Origin of the sequence: Mycobacterium sp. NPDC050041 (assembly GCF_049541695.1) — a bacterium.
Classification (GTDB): Bacteria; Actinomycetota; Actinomycetes; order Mycobacteriales; family Mycobacteriaceae; genus Mycobacterium.
Genome location: NZ_JBMVDG010000001.1, coordinates 830,863 through 852,945 on the forward strand (window position 1 = coordinate 830,863; position 22,083 = coordinate 852,945).

General features: G+C 69.7%; 17 protein-coding genes and 1 pseudogene. 6 read left to right on the forward strand and 12 right to left on the reverse strand.

Annotated elements, in window-relative coordinates; genetic code table 11:
- Window positions 1–142 precede the first annotated feature (142 nt).
- Together ACPCHZ_RS04065 and ACPCHZ_RS04070 are read left to right on the forward strand one after the other, a co-directional pair.
- On the forward strand, window positions 143–706 hold the full coding sequence (locus ACPCHZ_RS04065; protein ID WP_423483555.1) for a TetR/AcrR family transcriptional regulator: 564 nt from the start codon (window positions 143–145) through the stop codon (window positions 704–706).
- A gap of 20 nt (window positions 707–726) precedes the next feature.
- Entirely contained in the window at window positions 727–2,874 is a 2,148-nt protein-coding gene (locus ACPCHZ_RS04070) for an FUSC family protein (RefSeq protein WP_423483556.1), read from the forward strand.
- Here the strand turns inward: ACPCHZ_RS04070 and ACPCHZ_RS04075 are convergent.
- On the reverse strand, window positions 2,871–3,839 hold the full coding sequence (locus tag ACPCHZ_RS04075) for a pirin family protein (RefSeq protein ID WP_423483557.1): 969 nt from the start codon (window positions 3,837–3,839) through the stop codon (window positions 2,871–2,873). The two genes, ACPCHZ_RS04070 and ACPCHZ_RS04075, sit on opposite strands and share 4 nt — an antisense overlap.
- A gap of 316 nt (window positions 3,840–4,155) precedes the next feature.
- Here ACPCHZ_RS04075 and mycP point away from each other — a divergent pair, with 316 nt between their 5' ends.
- Genes mycP through ACPCHZ_RS04095 form a run of 4 tightly spaced genes read left to right on the forward strand, consistent with a single transcriptional unit; the run spans window position 4,156 to window position 8,770 of the window.
- Window positions 4,156–5,502: a type VII secretion-associated serine protease mycosin gene (gene mycP, locus ACPCHZ_RS04080; protein ID WP_423483558.1), complete on the forward strand. Its 1,347-nt coding sequence runs from the start codon at window positions 4,156–4,158 to the stop codon at window positions 5,500–5,502.
- Window positions 5,499–6,896 carry a type VII secretion protein EccE gene (gene eccE, locus ACPCHZ_RS04085; protein WP_423483559.1) on the forward strand — a complete coding sequence of 466 codons (1,398 nt, stop codon included), beginning with the start codon at window positions 5,499–5,501 and terminating at the stop codon, window positions 6,894–6,896. The genes mycP and eccE overlap by 4 nt, the downstream gene beginning before the upstream one ends.
- A gap of 12 nt (window positions 6,897–6,908) precedes the next feature.
- Window positions 6,909–8,444 (forward strand): PPE domain-containing protein, encoded by a 1,536-nt coding sequence (locus ACPCHZ_RS04090; RefSeq protein ID WP_423483560.1) that lies wholly within the window; start codon window positions 6,909–6,911, stop codon window positions 8,442–8,444.
- Window positions 8,441–8,770, forward strand: coding sequence for a YbaB/EbfC family nucleoid-associated protein (locus tag ACPCHZ_RS04095; protein ID WP_364977786.1), 330 nt, complete (start codon window positions 8,441–8,443; stop codon window positions 8,768–8,770). Before ACPCHZ_RS04090 ends, ACPCHZ_RS04095 begins: the two co-directional genes overlap by 4 nt.
- Before the next feature lie 15 nt (window positions 8,771–8,785).
- On the opposite strand, the gene eccD is transcribed toward ACPCHZ_RS04095, so the two are convergent.
- The 11 genes and pseudogenes from eccD to ACPCHZ_RS04150 all read right to left on the reverse strand — a co-directional run bounded on the left by eccD (window position 8,786) and on the right by ACPCHZ_RS04150 (window position 22,075).
- Window positions 8,786–10,318 carry a type VII secretion integral membrane protein EccD gene (gene eccD / locus ACPCHZ_RS04100; protein ID WP_423483561.1) on the reverse strand — a complete coding sequence of 511 codons (1,533 nt, stop codon included), beginning with the start codon at window positions 10,316–10,318 and terminating at the stop codon, window positions 8,786–8,788.
- Window positions 10,315–11,745 carry a MinD/ParA family ATP-binding protein gene (locus tag ACPCHZ_RS04105; protein ID WP_423483562.1) on the reverse strand — a complete coding sequence of 477 codons (1,431 nt, stop codon included), beginning with the start codon at window positions 11,743–11,745 and terminating at the stop codon, window positions 10,315–10,317. The genes eccD and ACPCHZ_RS04105 overlap by 4 nt, the downstream gene beginning before the upstream one ends.
- A 107-nt stretch (window positions 11,746–11,852) precedes the next feature.
- The gene (locus ACPCHZ_RS04110; protein ID WP_364977792.1) at window positions 11,853–12,143 is read right to left on the reverse strand and encodes a WXG100 family type VII secretion target; all 291 of its coding nucleotides are present in this window, start codon (window positions 12,141–12,143) and stop codon (window positions 11,853–11,855) included.
- Window positions 12,144–12,191: 48 nt separating this feature from the next.
- A complete protein-coding gene (locus ACPCHZ_RS04115) occupies window positions 12,192–12,485 on the reverse strand; it encodes a WXG100 family type VII secretion target (RefSeq protein WP_423483563.1) in 294 nt (97 codons plus the stop codon).
- Window positions 12,486–12,576: 91 nt separating this feature from the next.
- Window positions 12,577–13,878, reverse strand: a complete 1,302-nt coding sequence (locus tag ACPCHZ_RS04120; protein WP_423483564.1) for a PPE family protein — start codon at window positions 13,876–13,878, stop codon at window positions 12,577–12,579.
- A gap of 44 nt (window positions 13,879–13,922) precedes the next feature.
- On the reverse strand, window positions 13,923–14,216 hold the full coding sequence (locus tag ACPCHZ_RS04125; RefSeq protein ID WP_364977798.1) for a PE family protein: 294 nt from the start codon (window positions 14,214–14,216) through the stop codon (window positions 13,923–13,925).
- 99 nt (window positions 14,217–14,315) lie between these two features.
- A pseudogene (gene eccCb / locus ACPCHZ_RS04130) lies at window positions 14,316–16,093 on the reverse strand (type VII secretion protein EccCb); the annotation flags it as partial.
- The gene (gene eccCa, locus ACPCHZ_RS04135) at window positions 16,090–18,318 is read right to left on the reverse strand and encodes a type VII secretion protein EccCa (protein WP_423483565.1); all 2,229 of its coding nucleotides are present in this window, start codon (window positions 18,316–18,318) and stop codon (window positions 16,090–16,092) included. The pseudogene eccCb and the gene eccCa, both read right to left, overlap by 4 nt.
- The gene (gene eccB / locus ACPCHZ_RS04140; protein ID WP_423483566.1) at window positions 18,315–19,787 is read right to left on the reverse strand and encodes a type VII secretion protein EccB; all 1,473 of its coding nucleotides are present in this window, start codon (window positions 19,785–19,787) and stop codon (window positions 18,315–18,317) included. The genes eccCa and eccB overlap by 4 nt, the downstream gene beginning before the upstream one ends.
- A gap of 1 nt (window position 19,788) precedes the next feature.
- Window positions 19,789–21,513: a type VII secretion AAA-ATPase EccA gene (eccA, locus tag ACPCHZ_RS04145; protein ID WP_423483567.1), complete on the reverse strand. Its 1,725-nt coding sequence runs from the start codon at window positions 21,511–21,513 to the stop codon at window positions 19,789–19,791.
- Window positions 21,506–22,075, reverse strand: coding sequence for a YbaB/EbfC family DNA-binding protein (locus ACPCHZ_RS04150; protein WP_423483568.1), 570 nt, complete (start codon window positions 22,073–22,075; stop codon window positions 21,506–21,508). Before ACPCHZ_RS04150 ends, eccA begins: the two co-directional genes overlap by 8 nt.
- Window positions 22,076–22,083: the final 8 nt, after the last annotated feature.

The window sequence follows — 22,083 nt, forward strand, 5'->3', positions numbered from 1 at the left end:
CAAATTGTGCCACACGTCACCTACGCTGCCGTCAAGAGTTGCCAGACCAGCCGCGATCACATTCGATGCCAGCAAATTCCCGCTGGTGGGGGCTCTCGATTTGCGTCCGAATGGGGGCCGGGAAACAACTAAGGTGCCACCCATGGCCAGTGTCGCCTCACGGGACGCGTACTTCGAGACCGGCCTCGATGTGCTCTCCGAACTCGGGTACGGCGGGCTGAAGCTCGCCGAGGTGTGCAACCGGCTCGGCGTCACGACCGGTTCGTTCTACCACTACTTTCCCAGCTGGCCCGCCTACACCAAGGATCTCGTCAGCCACTGGCGGCAGGCCCGCACCACCGGGGTGGTCGACGCCGTCCGCGCCGAACCCGATCCGCGCCGGCGCATCGACACCCTGGTGCAGGAGGCGCTCGTGCTGCCGCACAGCGCCGAGGCCGCCATCCGGGTGTGGAGCTCGCTCGATCCCGAGGTGCACGCCGTGCAGGCCGCGGTGGACAAGCAGCGCTACGACATCATGTTCGAGTCGGCCTACGAAGTCCTTCAGGACAAGCGTCAGGCCGAGGTGTTCGCCGCCTGGAGCGTCTACATCCTGATCGGCTACGAGCAGACCGCCCTGCCTCGGGACATCCCCGCACTGAACTGGATCGCCGACCAGCTGCTCGAGGCACTCGACTCCGGCCGCTTCGCGACGGTGCCGCCCGTCTGACCGGTCTACCATCGGCGGGCATGCTGACTCCGGGCGTTCTCTGGCGCCGGGCGGCAGACGGGATCGGTCAGCGCGACCCGGAGCGTGACGCGCTGCGGCGGGCCGCCCGCGCGGCGATCGTCCTGCCGACGGCCGCCGCGGTGAGCTTCACCGTCGGCGCCGGATCGCAGACCCCGCTGTTCACCATCTTCGGCTCGGTGGCACTGCTGATCCTCGTCGACTTCCCGGGCAACCGGCCCGCCCGGGCGCTCTCCTACGGTGGCCTGGGCTTCAACGGCGCGGTGCTCATCACCGTCGGCACCCTGGTGTCGCCACACCCGTGGCTGAGCGTGGCGATGATGTTCGTACTCGGCGTGGTGGTGACGTTCTCCGGCGTGCTCAGCGAGAGCGTCGCGGCCGGCCAGCGCGCCACCCTGATGCTGTTCGTGCTGCCCGCATGCACTCCGCCCGGACCCATCGGCGAACGGCTGCTCGGCTGGCTGATCGCACTCGCGGTGTGCGTGCCCGCGGCGTTGTTCCTCTTCCCACCGCGGCACCACGACGATCTGCGCCGCCATGCCGCCAAGGTGTGCCGGACGCTGGCCGACAGCCTCGAGGGTGCCGCGGGCACCCGCGACGTCACCCGGGCGATGAACGCGCTGTGGGACAACTTCGTCAACGCCGACTTCCGGCCCGTCGCGCTCACCGCGGGGAGCAGGGCCCTGGTCCGCGTCGTCGACGACCTCGGCTGGCTGTCCGACCGCCTGACCGCCGACACCGGCGCCCTGCTGGGCGACATGCAACCGCCGATCGTCCGGGTGCTGCGCGATGCGGCGGCGGTGCTGCGCATCGCCGACCGCGACGAGCGTGCGATCCGGACCGCCGACCTCGATGCCGCGCTCGGCGAGCTGCGGGCGGTGGCGCAGGGCCGCTACCGCGAGGACATCGAGCAGATCCTCGCGGTGCCCGACGACGCGACGGCGCTCGCTGTCGGTCAGACCCTGCTCGCGCGGCGCACCTTCTCCGCCACCGTCGGAGTCACCGGCCGGATCATCCGCAACGCCGCGCTGGCCGACGCCCGACCGGTCTGGGCGCGCGTGCTGGGCCGCCGGCTTCCCCAGACGGGCGCGGCGGACTGGGTGATGCCCGAGACGACGGCCGTCGCCGCGATCACCAAGGGCTTCCTCGCGACACGGGCGGTGGTGCTGCGCAACAGCCTGCGGACCGGGCTCGGGCTGGCGCTCGCGGTCGCCGTCACCCATGTGTTCCCCGTCGAACACGGATTCTGGGTGGTCCTCGGCGCCATGTCGGTGCTGCGCAGCAGCGCGCTGACCACCGGCACCCGGGTGCTGCGCGCGGTCGCGGGCACCGGGATCGGATTCGTCGTCGGCGTCGTCGTCATCGAACTGGTCGGGGTGGACCACGCGGTGATGTGGCTGCTGCTGCCGCTGGTCGCCTTCGGTTCTGCATGGGTGCCCGAGGTGGCGTCGTTCATCGCCGGGCAGGCCGCGTTCACGATGATGGTGCTGATCATCTTCAACCTGATCCAGCCGACGGGCTGGTCGGTCGGGCTGATCCGGGTCGAGGACGTGGTGGTGGGCGCACTCGTCGGCATCAGCGTCTCGCTGCTGCTGTGGCCGCGCGGCGCCTCGACTGCGGTGTCGATGGCGGTGCGCAAGGCCTCCATCGCCGGCGCCGACCTGCTCAAGGCCGGGGTGCTGCGGGTCACCCGCGGGGCCTCCGAGGACGCCACCGACCGGGTGATGGCGCTGAGCCACGATGCGCTTCAGGCGTCGCGCACGCTCGACGACGCTGTGCGGCAATACCTTTCCGAGAACCGCAGCGACACCGACGCGCGCGCGCCGGTCGTCGGGGCGGCGAACCGGGCGATCCGGATCCGCGCCGCCGCCGAGCTGGTCGCCGACGTCGTCCCGCCGCCGCTGGGCGTCTACCCCCGCACCCGCAAGGTCCTCGAGACCCACGCCGACCTGGTGAGTCTTCGGCTTCTCGGCCGGCCCGTCGCGCAGTCTCTCTCGCCGATCACCGACGACTTCGTCGGTGCGCTGCGGGCCGAGGCGGGCGACGACGAGCTTGCCGTGTCGGCGGCGCTGCCGCTGGTGACCGTCGCCGCCCACCTGGGCGAGCTGGAACTGCTGTACCCGAAGCAGGCGGCGCCGGTGAAGCATTAGACCCGGTGCGGCATGAGCGCACCCGGCGGGATCTCGCCGAACTTGCCGGCCTGGTAGTCCTCGACGGCCTGGATCAGTTCGGACTTCGAGCTCATCACGAACGGCCCGTAGTGGAACACCGGCTCGCGGATCGGCTTGCCGCCGAGCAGCAGCACCTCCATGGCGGGTCGGTTCGAGTCCTGGGAACTGCTCGCGGACAGCGCGATCCGGTCACCGGGGCCGAGCACGGCCAGTCGGCCCTGTTCGAGGGGATGGCCGACGGGGCCGACACTCCCGCGCCCGGATAGCACGTACACCAGCGCGTTGTAGTCCCGGTTCCACGGCAGGCTCAGCTGAGCGCCCGGCTGGATGGTCGCGTGCGCCAACGTGATCGGCGTGTGGGTGGAACCGGGGCCGTGATGGCCGTCGACGTCGCCGGCGATCACCCGCACCAGCGCACCACCGTCCTGTGACGCCAACAGCCCCACGTCAGCACCCTCGATCGACTGGTAGCGGGGCGCGGCGAACTTGTCCTGGCGCGGCAGGTTGACCCACAGCTGGACACCGTGGAACACGCCACCGCTCTCCACCAGTTCCGCCGGCGGGGTCTCGATGTGCAGGATGCCGGATCCGGCCGTCATCCACTGGGTGGCGCCGTCGGTGATCAGACCGCCGCCGCCGTGCGAATCCTGGTGGGCGAAGCGGCCGTCGATCATGTAGGTGACCGTCTCGAATCCGCGGTGCGGATGCCAGTCGGTGCCGCGGGGTTCACCGGGCTCGTACTCCACCTCCCCCATCTGGTCCATGTGGATGAAGGGGTCGAGGTCGGCGGCGCTGACTCCGGCGAAGGCGCGCACCACCGGGAATCCCTCACCTTCGTAGCCACGGGGGCCGGTGGTGATGGATCGCACGGGGCGGTCGGTGTCGGTGGGCGACGGCGGGCTCACCCTGCTCAGGGTTAGGGTGTCGGCTGTGATGGCAGGCATGTTCGGATTAACCGGACTGCAGTCCGAATCATTCCCTAATAGACATCTGCGTCAACGCCCCGCCGCGCCGGCGGTCGCGATCGGTGTTTGCCACGTCCGGTCGGCGCACCGCCTGCCGCGGAACGCGCATGCGCCGGTTGGCGCCTGCGAAAGAAAGCGCAGTCGACCCCCGTTCGGTGCCCTTAAGCTTGCGGGGGCGGCGTCCGCCGGTCGCCGTGACGTGACACGATGCGCCGCCGCCGGGCCCGCAATGGGTTTGCTGAGTGGTGATGAGCCTGCCATGAGCTGGCAGTTCGACAAGGGGGGTGTGTAGCGCGTGCGTCGCATCGGTGTGCTGCTGGTAGCGCTGTTGTTGGCATTCGTCAGCGCCCCACCCGTGTCGGCGATCGAACAGCCGACGATCGACGCCGGCGCCCTGCCGCCCGACGAGACCGGCCCTGACAGCCCCACCGAACTGCGTGCGGAGTGCGCGGCCCCGACGACATTCCCGAACTCGAACTTCGCTGACAAGCCATGGCCGAACAACTACCTCAGGCTGGCCGAGGCGCAGAAGTTCGCCACCGGCAAGGGCATCACGGTCGCCGTCATCGACACCGGCGTGATGGGTTCTCCCAGGGTGCCCGCAGAACCGGGCGGCGACTTCGTCGACGCGGGCGGCAACGGCATGAACGACTGCGACGCCCACGGCACGCTGACGGCGTCCATCATCGGCGGGCGGCCGGCGCCCACGGACGGATTCATCGGCGTCGCACCCGATGTGCGCCTGCTGTCCCTGCGCCAGACGTCGGCGGCGTGGCAGCCGGTCGGCTCCCGGCAAGACCCCAACGACCCGAACACCACCAAGACCGCGGGCTCACTGCGCAGCCTCGCCCGCGCCGTCGTGCACGCGGCCAACCTCGGCGCGCAGGTGATCAACATCAGCGAGGCCGCCTGCTACAAGGTGACCCGCCGGATCAACGAGACCAGCCTCGGCGCGGCGATCAACTACGCCGTCAACGTCAAGAACGCGGTGGTGATCGTGGCCGCAGGCAACACCGGCCAGGACTGCACGCAGAACCCACCGCCCGACCCCGCGGTCCCGGCCGACCCGCGCGGCTGGGACGAGGTGCAGACGATCGTCAGCCCCGCCTGGTACTCGCCGCTGGTGCTCACCGTCGGCGGCATCGGCGAGAGCGGGCAGCCCAGCAACTTCTCGGTGTCGGGACCGTGGGTCGGTGCGGCCGCGCCCGCCGAGAACATCATCGCCCTGGGTTACGACGGCAATCCGGTCAACGCGCTCAACGGCGACGACGGCCCGGTGCCGATCGGCGGGACGTCGTTCGCCGCCGCCTACGTGTCCGGCCTCGCGGCGATGGTCAGGCAGAAGTTCCCCGATCTCTCAGCGGCGCAGGTGATCAACCGGATCACCGCCACCTCCCGCCACCCCGGTGGCGGCGTCGACAACTATGTCGGCGCCGGCGTCATCGACCCGGTCGCGGCGCTGACCTGGGACCTGCCCGCCGGACCGGAGACCGCACCGTTCCGCGTCAAGCAGCTTCCGCCGCCGGTGTACATCCCGCCGCCGGACCGCGGCCCGATCACCTGGGTGGTGATCACCGCCGTCGGCCTCGCGCTGGTGCTCGGACTCGGCGCACTGACCCGGCGCGCACTGAGGCGGCGATGAGAAAGCTGCTCTCCGCGTTCGGCATCCGATTCAGCACCGGCCACGCGATCGCCGCGGCGGTACTGATCCCGGCGCTCTTCGCCGTGCTGCTCCCGCTGAACCAGCTGTGGACCGCGGTCGGGGTGTCGGTGCTGATCGCGCTGCTGGCCGTGCTGACGGTCCGCGGGCGGCGCATCACCGGGTGGATCGGGGCGCTGTTCTCCTGGCGGCGCCGGCACCGCACGGTGCCCCAGCAGCCGTCGGTGCCCGCGGTGGGCAGCACGGTGCTGCCCGGAGACCACGTCGCGGTCCGCTGGCAGGGCGATCACCTCGTCGCCGCAATCGAACTCGTGCCCCGGCCGTTCACCCCCACGGTCATCGTCAACGGCAGCGCCGTCACCGACGACGTCGTCGACACGCGGCTGATCGAACAGCTCGTGGTCGCGCACTGTCCCGAACTCGAAGCCGACGTGGTGTCGGCCGGCTATCGGGTGGGCCGGACGGCGCCTGCCAGCCTGGTGGCGCTGTACGAGCAGGTCATCGGCCCCTATCCGGCGCCGGCGAACCGCCGGACGTGGATCGTGCTGCGCGCCGACCCCGCCCTGACCGAGCGGCCCGCCCGCCGCCGTGACGAGGGAGTGGCCGGCCTGGCCCGCTATCTCGTCGCATCGGCGACGCGGCTCGCGGATCAACTGGCCGGCAACGGCGTCGACGCCCGCTGCGCCCGCAGCTTCGACGACTTCGACCGGGCCACCGAGATCAGCTTCGAACGCGAGACGTGGTCGACGATCAAGGGCCGCAGCACCTTCACCGCGGCCTACACCGCCCCCGGCGGCCCAAACATGTGGTGGTCGGCCCGGGCCGACCACACGATCACCCGGATGCGCATCGTGCCCGGGATGGCGCCCACCACCACGGTGCTGCTGACGACGCTGGCCAATCCGACGACACCGCGCGGGTTCTCGTGCCTGTTCGGCGGTCAGCGCGCGGCGCTGCAGGGCATCAGCCCGGTCACCGACAAGCACTACGAGCTGCCGATCGGCTCCGCGGGCGTGCTGATCGGTGAGACGAACGACCGCTACCCGGTCTACATGCCGTTCGACGACGTCGACGTCAGCATCAATCTCGGCGACGCGCGGCTGTTCACCCAGTTCGTGGTCCGCTCGGCCGCCGCGGGTGCGGTGGTGACCCTGCGCCCGCAGTTCAGCGAGTTCGCCGGGCTGATCAACGGGCGCGTCGGCCCCGAGGCCAAGGTGGCGTGGCCCAATGCGACCACCTACCTCGGCCCTCACCTCGGCATCGGCCGGGTGGTGATGCGCCACAACTTCATCGACACCCCGCGGCACCGTCAGCTGCCCATCCAGCTGATCAATCCGCGTGAGGAGAGCCGCTATCAGATGGCTCTCGAGCAGTAACGGGAGAACGCCATGACGACACTGAAGGCCGATCCGACCAGCATCCGCGCCAAGGCCACCAAGATCAACGGCGAATGGCCGGCCGTACCCGCGTCGCCCATCCCGCCCGACATGCTCCAGCTGGCCGGGCTGGCCATGAAGCAGATCGCCGCGAACCACGAGCGGCTGCAGTCCTGCGTCGCGTCCGGCAAGGCGGAGGCCGCGCGGCTGGCCGCCTGCCTGGAGGCGGCCGCGAAGGCCTACGAGCAGGTCGACCAGATCAACAAGACCGAGATCGAGTCCGGTCAACCCTCCGGCACCGATGCCGTGACGATCAATCCGGTTCTGCCGCCGCAGATTCCGGCCACCGGTGGCATGTGCTACGGCGCCCCGGGCAATCCGTACGAGGAATGGCCGACGGCGGCCGCACAGCTGGCCGCTGCCAACATGAACGTGCTGGATTACGCCGAGGAGATGTACGCCTTCGCCGATGCCATCACCACACGCGCGAAGGACTTCTCACCCGGTGACACGCATTGGGAGGGCCTCGCGGCCGAGGCCGCCGAGGGCAAGATGCGTCAGCACGAGTCGTGGCTCTACGAGGTCGCGACGAAGAGCCGGGAGATCGCCAAGCAGGCGCAGGACTTCTACAACGCCCACGAGAAGGCGAAGGCCGACCATCCCGAGCCCCTCGCGGGCGACAGCCAGGTGATGGACTTCAACGAGTACAACGAGAAGCAGGTGAAGTCCGAACAGGTGCGCGGTGTCTATTCCACCGAGGCCACCTTCACCAGCATCGACACCCCCGCGCCGCCTGAGGGCGCCTACGCGCCGACGCCCGTCTTCAAGAAGGACGTTCCGCCGCTGCCCGAGAAGGACGACGGACAGCAGCCCGACGACCCGGCTGCCGGTGATCCGGCGGCAGGCGGTGGCGGCGGGGGTGGCGGACAGCCCGGCGGAGCCCCGAGCGATAGCGCCGCCGTATCACCCGCGAGCGCGCAGATCGGGCAGCAAGCCGCGAAATCCGGTGAGCAGTCAGGTGGATCGCCCTCCGGCGGACAAGGTTCCGGCGGCTCGCCGTCGGGCGGCGGACAGGGCTCCGGCGGCTCACCCGCCGGAGGCGCGCCCACCGGCCTCCCCGAAGGTCTCACCGACATGCCGACCGACCCGGCGATCCGGCCGGCGTCGGCCGAGCCCGCGGGTGGCGGCGGTCCCGGCTCCGGCTCCGGCGGTGGCGGCGGAGGAGGCGGCGGAGGTACGCCGAATCAGCCGCTGGCGCCGGCCGCCGGTGCGAGCGCTCCCTCCTCATCGCCTGCCGCCGTCGCCGGCGGCGGCGGCGCGGCGCCCGTCGGCGCAGCAGGACCCGGCGGCGCGATGGGCGGCATGCCCATGGGCGGCGGCCACGGCATGGGCGGCCAGGGTGGCGGCGCCAAGGAGAGGCGGCGCACACCCGGGTTGTCACCGGACGAGGAGCTCTACGTCGAGGACCGCGCCTCCACCGAGCCCGTGATCGGTCTGCAGCGGCCGCGGCGCGGCAAGGACGGCGGCCAGGACAAGGAGAACACGTGACCGACGACATGCACCCCGAGGTCGCCGCGGTGCTCCAGCAGGCGCAGCGGCTGCAGTCCATCATGGACGACCAGCTGCACAAGATGAACAGCGAGACCTTCGTCGCCACCGACGAGACCGGGACGGTGGAGGTCACCCTGAACGGCCACCATCACCTGACCGGGGTCCACCTCGAGCCGGGGTTGTTGCGGCTGGGCGCCGCGACGGTGGAGCAGCGGCTGAACGAGGCGCTGCAGAACGCGACGGAAGCGGCCAGCGAGTCCATCGAGGCCGACCGGGAACGCATCGACGCCCTGGTCGCCGAGACCACCGGCGACCGGCCCTGATCGGTCAGGCAGCGCTCAGAACCGCAGGTTCCGCAACAGGTCGTACACGCTGGCGATCCACAGCAGCAGCGGGATGACCGCGGCGATCGTTGCGCCGTCCAGCAATTCGAGGATGCGCTTGGTCACCGGCGACACCCGTCGCACGTTGTCGGTGGCCCCGACGATCACCAGCGCCACCGCGCCGAGCGCGAGGTAGACGGCCAGCACCAGCCAGGCATCCTCCGGATTCCACAGGCAAAGCCGCACGGTGACGCCGGTGGGGATGACCACCGCCGCGGCGAGCAAGGCCCAGGCACACCGTCGTTCGGCGTAGAGGCGCGAGCGGAACGTGCAGATCGCCGTCACGAGTCCGGCGACGATCAGGCTGTGGACGAAGAAGTGGCCCTGTACGACGACGGTGATCGCACCGGTCGCCAGCACCAGCGCACCGGCGGTCAGGAAGCCGATCAGCAGCTTCTTGGCCAGCAGGCTGCGCTCCTGCAGTCGCGCAGCCGATTCCGGCACCGAGGCGATGATGGCCTGCCAGGTCGGCGACTCGTCGTCGCTGGGGTCCGGGGTGGTCACCGGATCGAGCAGTTCGTCGTTACTGACCGTCTCGCCGGGCGCCGGGATCGGCGGCAGGGCGATACGCGCAACGGCGACGGTGAGTTTCGCTGCGTTCGTGACCGCCATCAGGCCGAAGGCGACGGCGCCCGCGGGCACCCAGTACTGCCAGCCGTAGCCGAAGGCGATCGCCGCCAAGGCGATCGCGGTGGAGGTCACCGCGAGGAACGCGGCAAGATGTGCCCGGCCGCGCGGGCCGCCACGGGTGGCCAGCGTCAGCAGCAACACCACCGCCGCGGCGCCGGCCACCTGCGGCGCACCGAGTGAGTTGACACCGCGGGGCAGTGGAACAGCAAGTGCTGCAGCGCCCGCCAGCAGTGGCACCGACGCCACCAGCAGACTCTCGGACAGGTCGATGTTGTCGTACCGGCTGCGTGCCATCAGACTGCCGCCGAGAACACCCAGGCCCAGCACACCGAGTGCCACCGCCCACCACCAGTCGTGACCGGTGTTCGACCAGGTCAGCAGTGCCAGCACCGAGACCACCAGCGTGACGAGCGGGATGGCGATGCCGACGAAGCGGTTGAGTGCTGTGCGGTCGAACTCCGGGGACTCGTCGAGCACCGCGATCGCGTCGATCACGTCCTCCACCAGCGGCCGGTAGCGCTCGGTCCGGCTGACCGAGACCAGCGTCAGCAGCGAACCGTCGACCACGCCTGCGTCATCAAGGGATTCGCTGAAACGGATCGGCGGTGCGCCCGGCCGGGCGAATGCCCACACCCCCTGCGCCGCGAAGTCGAAACCCCCCAGCACGTCCTTGGGGGTGTCCTCGAGCATCTCGGCCAGGACGGCCACCGTCTCGTCGATGTAGCTCTCGATGGGAGCCGACGCCGGCAGCACCAGGTCGGTCATCCGCCGACCGGTGAGGATCGTCACCCGGGTGGTGGACGGCCGTCCGGGGGTGACGCTCGAGGTGCCCGACGAGGCAGCGGCGGTGGTGGTCAACGGCGTTCGAGCCTGTCGAAGTCGTCAGACAAGGCGGCCGCCAGCTCGATGATCCTCCGCTCGAAGGTGTCGTCGAGCAGGTCGAGCTGGATCTCGGTGCCCGCGGCGATGTGCTTGTCCCACGGGAGAACGATGACACGGCCGGGCGGCACGTGTCGCTCGAATTGCTGGACGAGATCGGTCACGTCGATGTTCGGTTTGCCCGGTGTCACATGGTTGATCACCACGCAGGACCGGCCCAGCAGATCCTGGTAGCCGTTCTGACGCATCCAGTCCATCGTGACGGCCGCCTGGCGGGCACCGTCGATCGAGGCGCTCGCGACGATCACCATGCCCGACACCGTGGACAGCACGCCGCGCGACGCGGGTGTGAAAAGCCCGGTGCCACAGTCGGCCAGCACCAGGTTGTAGTACCGCGAGACGACGCCGACGATGCCCTTCCAGTCCTCGTCGTTGAACTCGCGGCGGGCACCGCTGTAATCCTCCGACGACAGCACCTCGAGGTTGGAGGCGTTCATGCTCGTGTAGGCGCGGATGTCGTTGTAGCGCGCCAGTTCCTTGTCGGAGAGCAGGTCGGCGATCGTGGCCGCGGACTGCCGCCCGGCCCGGTCGGCGAGGTTGCCGCCGTCGGGGTCGGCGTCGACGGCCAGGATGCGGTCGCCGCGGATCTTGCTCAATGCCGAGCCGAGCGCGACGGTGACGGCCGTCTTGCCGACGCCGCCCTTGAGCCCGAACACGCCGATCTGGTATGAGTCCCGCGCATTTCGGCGTATCCGGGTGTGCAGATCCATCTCGTACAGCTCGTCCGGGGAGAACCCGAGATTGATGCGGGTGAGCAGGTAGAGCACGTGGCGCCAGCCGCGCTGCGACGGCATCTTGACCGCCGACTTCACGCCGACGTGCGAGAGCGCGTCGATGGCGCGGTGGTTGCCCATCGTCGCCGCCGAGGTGGGGGCCGGCTGATTGGCCGTCTGTCCCGGCCAGGCCACGCTCGGGTCGGCCTGCGGGTCGGCGAAGTGCTGGGACGGCGCCGGTCCGGCGGCCGGGCGCGGCGGCGCGGTCGGCGCCGTGCGGGGCTGTTCGAAACGGGCACCCGTAGGCGCATTCGCCTGTGGCGCACGCATCATCGAGTTCGCCTGACGCGGCGGCTGCGGCGCCGGAGCGGGGGCCGCAGGCGGGGTCGGCGGCATCTGGCTGGTGACCTCCGCCTGACGCGGCGGAGCGGGCGCCGCCTGCGCGCGCGGCTGCGCGATCGGCATCGGAGGCGGCGGGGGGCCGGCATCCGGGGCGCGCGACGGTGTCCCGGTAGCCGGCACGGGCGACGTCGAACCGCCCATCAGAGCCTCCCGGTCGACGGTCCTGGTCGCCTCTTCGGGCGGCTGACCGGTGTCGGGGGAGTTGAAGAGCCGGTCATAGTCTGCCGACATGGGTACCTCTCCTTGCGTTTGCACTCCTGAGCACACGAGATGGGCGGAGTCGGCCTGACCCTATCTTCGAGCCGGGCCGACCCGCCCACCAACGTGCTGGGGTCGGGCTAGGCGAACATCCCGGTGACGCCGGCCTCGGTGGAGGCCATCTGCTGACCGGCCTCGCTGATCGCCTGCGCGAGCTTCTGCAGGGCGTCGTTCAGTTCCGCCGACGTGGCGTCCCAGCGCATCTGCACCTGCTGGTATGCCTCGGAGCCGCCGCCACCCCACACGCTCTGCAGCGTGGCGAGCGATCCCTTGCCCTCGTCGAGCAGGCCGTTGGTCGTGGCGACCGCGCCGCTGATCTCCCCGGCGCCGCCTTCGATGCCTGCGAAGTTGTAGATCATTCCATCGGACATGTTGTCTCCCTCTTGTCTTTGTTGAAGTCGGTTGGAGTCGTGCTCGGGTCAGAGGCCCATGGTCGGGGCGATCGCCGCGGCCTGGTCGTCGTCGGTGGAGGTGTACTGCAGGCCGGACTGCTGGATGTTGTTGGCGATGTCGTCGAGCAGTCGTTCCTGGGCGTTGCCGGCCTCCTGGTAACGCAGCAGCGCGGCCTGTGCGGCCATCCCCGCGGTGCCCTTGAACGTCGGCTGCAGAGCGCCGGCGGTGGCCTCCACCGACGTGATGACGCCCTTGAGCTCGGCGGCGATCCGCGAGAAGTTACCGGCCTCGGCGGCGAGGACGGCTGGATCGGTGATCATTTCTGACATGTTGTTCCTCTTCTTCCTGTGTCCTCACCACGGGATGGCGAGTCTTCCGGCTCCCTAGCCGAAAAATCTGTGTGGCGACGACTCACCAGTCGTCGTCTTCGTCTTCGTTGAGGTCCTGGATCAGCGGCGCCGGCGCGCTCAGCGCGGTTCTCGTGGTCGAGCCGGCGCCCTTGTTGCCGTGGCCCCCGCCCATCGGGCCCATGCCGCCGCCGCCCGCACCGACCGGGGCGAGTCCGGGTCCACCCGCTCCCGGCGCACCGGCACCGACCGGCAGGGTGTTGCCGACCAGGTTCGACAGCAACGGCGTACTGGGAGTGGTGCCGCCGAGGCCGGGCAGCGACGCGGCCCGCACCAGTCCGGCACCCGTGGACGGTCCCGACCCACCCGCCATCGGGTGGCTCGAGAACGGGTTGGCGCCGATCAACCCCATCTGCGCGACGGGCTTGTCGCCACCCGCGCCCATCTGACTGAACATCGACGTGACCTGTTGCAGCGGCTGGGTGATCTGCTGGATACCGCTGGAGACCTGCTGACCGAACTGCTGCGGCAGCGATGCCAGCTGCGAGCCCACCTGGGTGGCCATCTGCACGCCCTGCTGCATGACCTGCTGCGACATCTGGCTCTGCTGTGTGGCGTTGTCGGCCTGCTTGACCTGGCCGCCTGACTGCTCGGCGGCGTGCTTGCCCTGCGCCACGGCGCGGCCGCCGACCAACTTCCCGGACTGCAGGTGCGCGTGCGCCGACACCATCTCGACCGTCGCGTTGCGCAGCGCGCCCATGGGCGCCCTGGCCGCCGCCTGCGCGACGCCGGCGGCCGCCGTCGCCTCGCCGACCCCGGGCATGACGATCGGCTTCATCGGCATGATCGGCTCGAACAGCAGGTTCAGTGACGTCTCGGCCTGGTAGGCGGTCATCACCCCGGCGGCCTGGTTCCACATCCGCACGAAATAGTCGAACTCGTTCACCGCGATCGGCACGGTGTTGATCCCGAGGAAGTTCGTCGCGTTCAGCACCGCGTTGGTGACGTGGTTCTGCTCGATCTCCGGGATCGGCGGTGTGGTTGCCAAAGCCAGGCTGTAGGAGTTTGCCTGAGCCGTCGCCTGCATCGCCCGCTTCTGCGCCTGCATGGCGGTGGTCCGCAACCACATGATCATCGGCAGCGTCGCCGCGACCGCGCGTTGGCTCGCCGCGCCGCTCCACAGCCCCTGCAGGTTGTTCAGCGATGCGGCGAGTTCGTCGGCCTGGGTCTCCAGCAGGATCGCCAGCCCTTCCCACCCGCCCGCGGCCTGCAGCATCGGCGCGGGGCCTGCACCGAGCATCAAGCGCGCGGTGTTGACCTCGGGCGGAAGCGCAACCCAGGTGGGCGGAAGGGGGACGGGCACCATGACGAGTGCGGCTCTCCTGTCGTATTACGTGCGGCGAACTGCGGTTACAGGGTGCTGGCGTTGGCGGCGTCGACGGCGTCGTAGATGCCGGCGATCTCCATGTAGGCAGCGCCCGCGCGGGCCAGCTCCTCCTGCGCGAAGCCGTTGAGGGCGAGCGCCTCGGCACCCTCGACGGCGAACGACGCGGCGGCCATGGCCGACACCTCGTCTGCGCCTGCGGGCACCAGCGCGGTCACGGCGGCCGTCGCGGTGGTGCCACCTGCCAGGCCGCGGGCGGCGTTCGCGACGACCTGGCCGCCGACGCCGATGGCGCCGGGATTGTGCTGCAGCGGTTCCATGCGTCCTACTCCTTGCTGTCTACGTGATTTCGTTCTCGACTTGTTTGCTGGCGATTGATCGCCCACGTTGCTGTACTGCTCTGGGTCAAATCCTAACGGCCCCGCGGAGGGGTCACTTACACCAATTCCTCTGGGGGATCGACATACGCTGCCTGCACCACCTCCTTCCCGTCCGGTGAGACGAGAAGTGCCTGACCAGGGGGCCGTTTCCGGAGTTTGAACTCACTCGTCGGGAACTCCGACTTCTCCCCGGAAAGGAACAGCGTCGGCGAACCGGCGCCGTACGCCGCGCCGACGAATTTGTCCATCGTGGCGCGATGGGCCTGGCTCATCTGACAGGTCACCACCAGGTGCAGTCCGATGTCCGCCGCCGCGGGCAACAGCGGCGCCAGCGGCGCCGTCGGCGGCAACATGCCCGACGCTGCGACGATCATGTGCCAGTCGTCGACGAGCAGCACGACGTCCGGACCCGTCCACCACGACCGGGACCGCAGCTGTGCGGTGGTCAGGTCCGGCGGTGGCAGCCGCTTCTTCAGGTTGATCGCCAGCGCCTTGATCGACTCCTCGAGCGTCGCGTGGTTGCGGTTGACCGCGCCCGCATCGAGCAGGTGACTCTGCGGCACCGCGTCGAGCAGCGCCGACCGGTAGTCGGCCACCATGAAACGGACCTGCTGCGGGCTGTTGCGCTTGCAGATGGCCTGCGCGACCGCGTGGGCGATGGTCGTCTTGCCCGACTTCGGCGCACCGAAGATCAGCAGGTGCGGCGTCGCGCTCATCCGGTTGTGGGCCACCGTCAGGTCCGACTCCCGCACGCCGAGCGGAATCGTCCACCGCGTGCGGTAGTCGGTGTCGGGTCCCGGTGGATTCGGGTCGAGTTCGTGCAGATGGATCTTGTCGGGCAGCACTCGCACCTGCGGCGCGCTGTCGGTGTACTGGGCGGCGATGTGCTGCACTGCCGCCGAGATCGCCGGCACCATGTTCTCGGCGCTGTGCACGCCGTCGAGCCTCGGCACCCCGATCATCAGGTGGTGCTTCTCCATCGAGATCGCGCGGCCGGGCCGGTTCGACGGGATCTCCCGGGTGATGCGGTCGATCTGCGTCTCGTTGACGTCGCCGAGGCGGAACTCCACCTTGGTGCCCAGGTAGTCGCGGATGCGGGCCTTGAGCTCGGTCCAGCGCGGCGTCGAGATGACCACGTGCACACCGAAGGCCAGCCCCTGGCCGGCCAGATCCTGGACCACCGGCTCCAGGTCGGGGAACTCGCTGACGAACGCCGGCCAGCCGTCGATCACCAGGAACACGTCGCCGAACGGGTCGGCGGCCGCCGGGCTGTTCGGATCCTCACGCATCTCTCGATAGGAGGCGATGGAACCGACCCGGTACTGCTTGAACATCGCCTCGCGGGCCCTCAGGACGGCCTTCACCTCGGCCACCACCCGGTTCACCCGGTCCGGCTCGGCGCGAGTCGCCACACCGCCGACGTGCGGCAGGTCCTCGAGGTACATCAAACCGCCACCGCCGAGGTCGATGCAGTAGAACTGCACCTGGCGCGGCGTGTGGGTGGCCGCCGCCGAGAGCATCAACGTCTGCAGGAACGTCGACTTGCCCGTCTGCGGCGCCCCGCCCACGGCGATGTTGCCGCCCGCCGCGGAGACGTCGATACCCCAGATGTCCTGCCGGTGCCTGCGCGGCTCGTCCATGATGCCGAGACCGAACCGCAGCGGCTGACGCTGGTAGTCACGCTCCACCAATTCGTTCACCGGGGTCGGATCGGTCAGCGGCGGCAGCCACATCCGATAGGCGCGGATCTCGCCCGTCGTCAGCTGTCCGAGCACGACCTCGCGCAGCACCCGCTGTTCGGTTTCGCCGATGCTCATGAAGACGCACCTGCCGCATCGAGAATGGGCGCCGCGGTGAACTGGTGGATCCGCACCCGACTCTGCGTCCTGGCACGGGGTTTCGCCTCACCGTCGTCCTGCATGAGTGCCGTCGGCACGTAGTTGACGCCGGTGTACACACTGCGGAACTTGGCCGGATCCTCCATGCCGACCCGCAGGAACCCGACGCCGCTCTCCTTGTTGGTGATGTACTGCGCCTCCGGCGTGCCGATCACCGCCTTGGACTCGGCGGAACTGGTGGTGCGCAACGCGATCCGGTAGGTGAGGTTCGGTTCGAGCTTGTCGATCCGGACGCCGCCGGTGTTCAGCGACTGCGTGGCCAGCAGCAGGTGCACCCGCAGCGAGCGGCCCACGCGGCAGATCCGGTCGAACAACTGGATGAAGTCCGGATGGTTCTGCAGCAGCTCGGCGAACTCGTCGACCACCACGAACAGGGTCGGCAGCGGAGGCAGATCAGCCCCGCGCTCGCGGTGCTTCTCGTACTCGGCCACACCCGAGAGCGCGCCTGCGGCGCCGACCTGGATGCCGGCCTGCCGCAGGATCGACTGGCGCCGGTCGAGCTCGCCGGTGAGCACCTCGCCCATCCGGCTGACGAGCTCGGCTTCCTCCTCCATGTTGGTGACCACCGCCGCGGTGTGCGGCAGCTTCTCCATGCCCAGGAACGTGGAACCGCCCTTGAAGTCGGTGAGCAGCAGGTTGACCTGATCCGGGTGGTGCGTCGCGGCCAGTGACAGGATCAGCGTGCGCAGGAACTCCGACTTTCCCGAACCGGTTGTCCCGATGAGCATTCCGTGCGGACCGGCACCGAACTCGGCGCCCTCCTTGATGTCGAGGTACATGGTGTCGCCGGACTTCAGCTCGTGACCGAACGGGATCTTCAGCCGGTCTCGGTCGGTGTCGGCGTACATCCGCCACCGTGCCGGCGTCACCTCCTCGATGGTCTGCGCGCCCACCAGCTGGTGCCACTCGGTGGCCACCTTCTTCTGCACCCGGCTCTTGTCGACGATCGTCCCGGTGATCGACCAACCGGCCAGCTTGCGGGCCAACCGGCCGGCCTGGCCCGGCGTCATCCTGTCCGCGACACGGAGCACCGGGCGGAAATTCTGGTTGTGCATCTTGTCGTCCGCGCTGCCGTCGGGATTGACCTTGATGCGGTAGGAGGACTTGTGGGCGCCGAGGGTGATCACGGTGACACCGGCCCGCCCGTCGACCGGGAAGCCGGCCCGGCCACCGGTCAGGTCGACCACGATGATGTAGGGCCCGTTCGGCACGGCGTCCGCGGTGTGCGGGCCCCGGGCGGTCAGATCGCTGAGCCCGTCGGGGCGGGTGAACACCAACCGGGTGGCGCCGGCGGCGTCGGTGTCGCTCTGGTGCTGCACGTGCGGCAGCCACTTCAGCCAGGACCACTGCGGATCCTCGGGGTTGTCCGTCAGCACGCGGATCTGGAGCAGGTCCGGCGGGTGGAAGACCGCGAGGTGGCAGATCATCGCGGTCAGCAGACTCGCCGCACCCGCGAGATCTCCACCGACGGCGATCGTGGGAAAGGTGCGCGTCTGCAACAGCTTCGGGCAATCGTGGATGAGGCCGTGGGTGCGCAGGAACTTCGTCACCCACATGTGGCTGACCGGTTCCAGGTGCGGTTGCGGGGCACCCGAAGGGCCGGCCAGTTCACCGCCGACGTTCGGCTTGAGCAGCCGGTCGACGGCGGCTTCGGAGCCGATCCCGATGCGGGTGGAGGAGAAGAAGTCGGCGTTGGACTGCCGGGACCACTGCCGGTGCGTCCCGATGACGGACAGCAGATCCTCGGGATGCGGCGCGTGGTAGTTGAAGAACGTCACCTGCGCGGCGGCCGAGGAGGTGACGCGGGTGCGCAGCCCCGACAGGTACCGCAGGTACTCCTTGCGGTCGGCGTTGATCTCGGGCACCTTTTTGCCACCCGAGCCGCCGCCCGCCATGAAGCCGACCGTGCCCATCACCATCATCAGCGGCATCATCAGCATGTACGGCGACAGCTGGCGCACGCCGGTGAAGATCATGATCGCGATCATGCCGAGCATGCAGCCGCCCATCACCCACGGCAGCGCCCGCTGGACCCCCGACGGCGGGATCTCGATGCCGAGGTCGTCCGGCGGGGTCACGTTGATCTCACCCGGCGTCAACCGCGGCCCCCGTTTGATGGTCGGGGTGAACTTCTTCGTCGTCACGGGCCACCTCCGGAAGCCGGTGCCGGAGATCCGGCGCCGCCCTCGACTTTTCGCGGACTGGGGTTCGGCGGCAGGGTGTCGTGCTCGAGCAGCGCCGCCTCCTTGGACAGCACCGGCCCGTCCACCAGCAGCTTGACCACCTGCCACGGCGCGGTCTGCGGAGCGGAGAGCCCGAGGTTCTTCGCCGTGTCCTCGTTGGGCAGGCCGTACCGCACCCCCTGCGGGTCGATGTAGTACAGGCTCTCGCCGTAGCGGGGGTCGGGTGATTGCAGCCGGATGTACTGGCCACCGTCGATGTAGACCGTGGCATCGCCGTCGATCTGCTCGATGCCGGTGTTGAGAGCCGACGCGGGCACCGGGAGGCGGCGACCGGCGATCACCGACGTCTTCGGCGCCTGATCGCCCGGCACCCGTTCCCACGACCAGCACAGCGCCGGATCCTCGCCGCGCAGCAGGATGTCGAGCGCCTTGTCCGGCAACGGCGACACGTAGACCTGTTCGGAGATGCCTGCGACCAGGCTCGCCTCGACCGGTGGCGGCTCGATCAGCCCGTAGGAGTTGGTGGCGCGCAACGCCGCAGCGGTGGGGTCGTTGACGCGCGCCACGCCGTCGGGCAGCACCACGTAGTGCTGTTCGCCCTTCTCCGTCACTGTCTTGAACACCGACGCGATCACCAGATTCGGTGGCAGGCCAACGGTGTTGGGCTCACCGGCGCGGGCGATCTGCGGCAGCTGCCACGGTCCCACGTTCGGCAACGCGTTGAACAGGCCCTCCGAGATCGGCGCGGCCTTGGCGGTCACCGGGATCCCCACCGCCGACGTGACCGCACGGTCCGCCAGATCGATGGAGTGCCTTCCGGTGGCGGTGATCAGCCAGTCGGCCCCCTCGTAGGTGACGAGCATGCCCTGATCGGTTCGCATCGGGGCGACCGTCGAGTCGAGCGCGAGGCGCCGCACGATCACCGACGTCTGCACCGTCGGCTTCGCGCTCTCCGGCTTCTCGACGGTGTCGCAGAGCGTCCACATCGACTCGGCGGCACCGGCGACCGGGGTGGCGTACGGGGCGCCCGGGATGCCGATGGGCTGCCCCTTGGACAGCCGGTTCAGCTCGTCGGACTTGACCGCCACCGGCGTGCCGGCACTTCCGAGCACCAGCCGCGCCGAGGTGAGGTTGTACACCGGCCGCAGCTGACCGTTGCCAGGCAGCACCACGTAGAGCTGATTCGTGGCGCGATCCACCAGAAGGCTGTCGCCGCCCCGCTTTCCGAGCGGCTTGAAGTACGCCAGCAGGGCGGCGCCGAGGCAGATCAGCACCGCGATGATGATGCCCGCCGACACCGCGCGGCTGTAGAACTGCAGCGGATCGTCGAACATCCGGGTGTCGCGGCGGACGATCGCGTGCTCCACCCGGCGCAGCAGGAATCGCCAGCCGCTGACCTGCACCTTGGTGGTGAGCCGAAAACCCGCCATGTCAGCCGCTGATGTTCAGTCGGGCGTGCACCGCTGCGATCGCCGAGGCCATGTCCTCGCCGTCGATCTCACTCAATTGTTCGACCCCCAGGTCATCGAAGTCCAGCGAGCGGGACAGCCGCATGTCGCGGTTCTGCTCGCCGGCCTCCACGAGTTGGCGTGCGTACCGGCCGTTGCCTGCGATGTCCAGCGCGGGCTTGCCGCCGAGCGCCCGCTGGCTCAGCAGCGTGGCCGCCTCGTGCACCCGCTTGGCGGCCTCGTCGCTCAGCATCGAGTCATTGGCGGTGGCAATGACTTTCGCGATGTCGACGATCTCATCCGGCGAATACGAGTCGAATTCGATCCGGTTCGCGAACCGCGACCGCAGGCCGTCGTTGGTCTCCAGCAGACGGTCGATGTCGGCGCTGTAGCCGGCGATCACCACCACCAGCCGGTCCCGGTCGTTCTCCATGCGGGCCAGCAGGGTGTCGAGCGCCTCGGTGCCGAACGGGTCGGTGCGTCCGTCGCGCTCCTGCACCAGCGTGTAGGCCTCGTCGATGAACAGCACGCCACCCACGGCGCGGTCGATGGTGCGTGCGGTCTTGACCGCCGACTGGCCCTCGTACTCGGCGACGAAGTCCTTGCGGGACGTCTCGACCAACTTCGGCTCGGAGATCACGCCCAGGCCGGCCAGGATGTTGGCGACCACCCGGGCGATGGTGGTCTTGCCGGTGCCCGGCGGACCGGTGAAGATCATGTGCTTGGACGTCTGCGCGACCTTCATCCCCCGGGCGGCACGGACTTTCGCCATCTGGGTGGCGGCACGGTAGGCCACGATCTGTTCTTTCACCCGGCTGAGGCCGATCTGCCGGTCGAGTTCGGCCTGCGCCTCGGCGAGCAGCCTCTCCCGGCCCGACGTGTCGGCGACCACGCTCGCCGGATCCCACGGGTCGGTGCGCGCCGCGATCTTCTCTGCCGTCGTCGTCGCCAGGCGGTAGTTCGAATCACGAAGCGCCGCAGTGACCTTCGGCTCAGGATGGTTGGCCTGCAACCACTCCAGCAGCACATTGGCGGACTCTTGGTTGCCCTGTGCGCGCCGCGCCATCGCCAGGTACCAGGCGATCGCCGCGGCGCAGGCCTCGCCGACCGGTGTGCCGTTGGCCTCGGTGAGCCGGCGGTCCGCCTCGGTGAACAGGCCGAGATTTGCGGCCGCAACGCCGTGTGCGACGGTCGCCGCGGCGGCCAGGAACTTGTCCGGCCAGCTGCCCGCGGTGCGCACCTGCTCGATCACGTCCGTCCAGCGCTCGCCGGACGCCAGGATGACCGCCTTGGTCCACGAGACCAGGTGCTCGGCGCCCGCGGCGGGCGCGTTCTCGAGCGCCTCCATCGCATCGGCGTAATTGCCCTCCGACGCCTCCTGCACGGCGAAGCCCAGAGTCAGCGCCAACGGCGAGACCACCGGGTAGCTGATGTCCTTGCCGAAGATGCCACCGATCCCGACCCGGGCGCCGAGGGCATTCATCGGGACCTCGGCCGCGCCCGCCAACCTGCCGAAGTTCGACCGCGAGTACCAGGCCCGGAAGAGCGTCACGCGCTCACGGTCACCGCAACGGATCCGCCCGACCCACGCGTCGCACGCGGTCTCGTCGTGATTCGTGATCTCGGTGAAGAGTTCGAGGGCACGTGCCGGGGACGTGGGCAGCATGCCCACCGCGCTGCCGAAGAGGCCCGCCAGATGATCACTCATGGCTACCTTCATAACGGGTCGCGAACACCTCGGCCCGCCGGGCGTCGGCCTGCTCCGGACTGGGCAGCTCCAGGTCCCTGGTCAGGAAGTCGCGGGTGGCCACGTCGCTGTGGCCGTGCTCCCGCATGCCGTCGAGCATGAAGGAGAACTGGGCGGAACGGGCGTCCGTGGTGGCCAGGCCGGCGATCACGACGATCTCCTCCGCGAGGTCGGCCTCGGTCATGCCGACCACCCGCGGGGACAGCTCGACCTGCTGGATGCGCCCGTCGAGGAACGCCGTGACGGTGACCGTTCCTGGCGGGTTGGTCACCGTGAACCCGGTGGCCGGGCCGGCCTCGTCGGAGTCGGGGGCGTCGGGGGTGCCCAGCACGTACACCGTCGCCTCGACAGCATCCTGATCGTCGCTGTCATCGCTGTCGTCGCCGTACCCGCCCGAGGGCAGGTAGTCCACGAGCGCCGCGAGATCGGCCTCGTCGACAGCACCCGCGTCGGACGAGTAGTCGATTGCCGCGAGGCCGTCGTAGTCGTCCGAGGCGTCGCGTGGTGGAGTGTCACCCCCCATGTAGGCCT

Excerpts from the sequence above, each read along its gene's own strand:
- ACPCHZ_RS04125 (WP_364977798.1), bottom strand. The coding sequence starts at position 14,216 with ATGGAACCGCTGCAGCACAATCCCGGCGCCATCGGCGTCGGCGGCCAG.
- ACPCHZ_RS04070 (WP_423483556.1), top strand. The coding sequence starts at position 727 with ATGCTGACTCCGGGCGTTCTCTGGCGCCGGGCGGCAGACGGGATCGGT.
- ACPCHZ_RS04105 (WP_423483562.1), bottom strand. The coding sequence starts at position 11,745 with ATGTCGGCAGACTATGACCGGCTCTTCAACTCCCCCGACACCGGTCAG.
- eccB (WP_423483566.1), bottom strand. The coding sequence starts at position 19,787 with ATGGCGGGTTTTCGGCTCACCACCAAGGTGCAGGTCAGCGGCTGGCGA.
- ACPCHZ_RS04065 (WP_423483555.1), top strand. The coding sequence starts at position 143 with ATGGCCAGTGTCGCCTCACGGGACGCGTACTTCGAGACCGGCCTCGAT.
- ACPCHZ_RS04120 (WP_423483564.1), bottom strand. The coding sequence starts at position 13,878 with ATGGTGCCCGTCCCCCTTCCGCCCACCTGGGTTGCGCTTCCGCCCGAG.
- ACPCHZ_RS04110 (WP_364977792.1), bottom strand. The coding sequence starts at position 12,143 with ATGTCCGATGGAATGATCTACAACTTCGCAGGCATCGAAGGCGGCGCC.
- ACPCHZ_RS04115 (WP_423483563.1), bottom strand. The coding sequence starts at position 12,485 with ATGATCACCGATCCAGCCGTCCTCGCCGCCGAGGCCGGTAACTTCTCG.
- ACPCHZ_RS04090 (WP_423483560.1), top strand. The coding sequence starts at position 6,909 with ATGACGACACTGAAGGCCGATCCGACCAGCATCCGCGCCAAGGCCACC.
- eccE (WP_423483559.1), top strand. The coding sequence starts at position 5,499 with ATGAGAAAGCTGCTCTCCGCGTTCGGCATCCGATTCAGCACCGGCCAC.
- eccA (WP_423483567.1), bottom strand. The coding sequence starts at position 21,513 with ATGAGTGATCATCTGGCGGGCCTCTTCGGCAGCGCGGTGGGCATGCTG.
- ACPCHZ_RS04075 (WP_423483557.1), bottom strand. The coding sequence starts at position 3,839 with ATGCCTGCCATCACAGCCGACACCCTAACCCTGAGCAGGGTGAGCCCG.
- ACPCHZ_RS04150 (WP_423483568.1), bottom strand. The coding sequence starts at position 22,075 with ATGGGGGGTGACACTCCACCACGCGACGCCTCGGACGACTACGACGGC.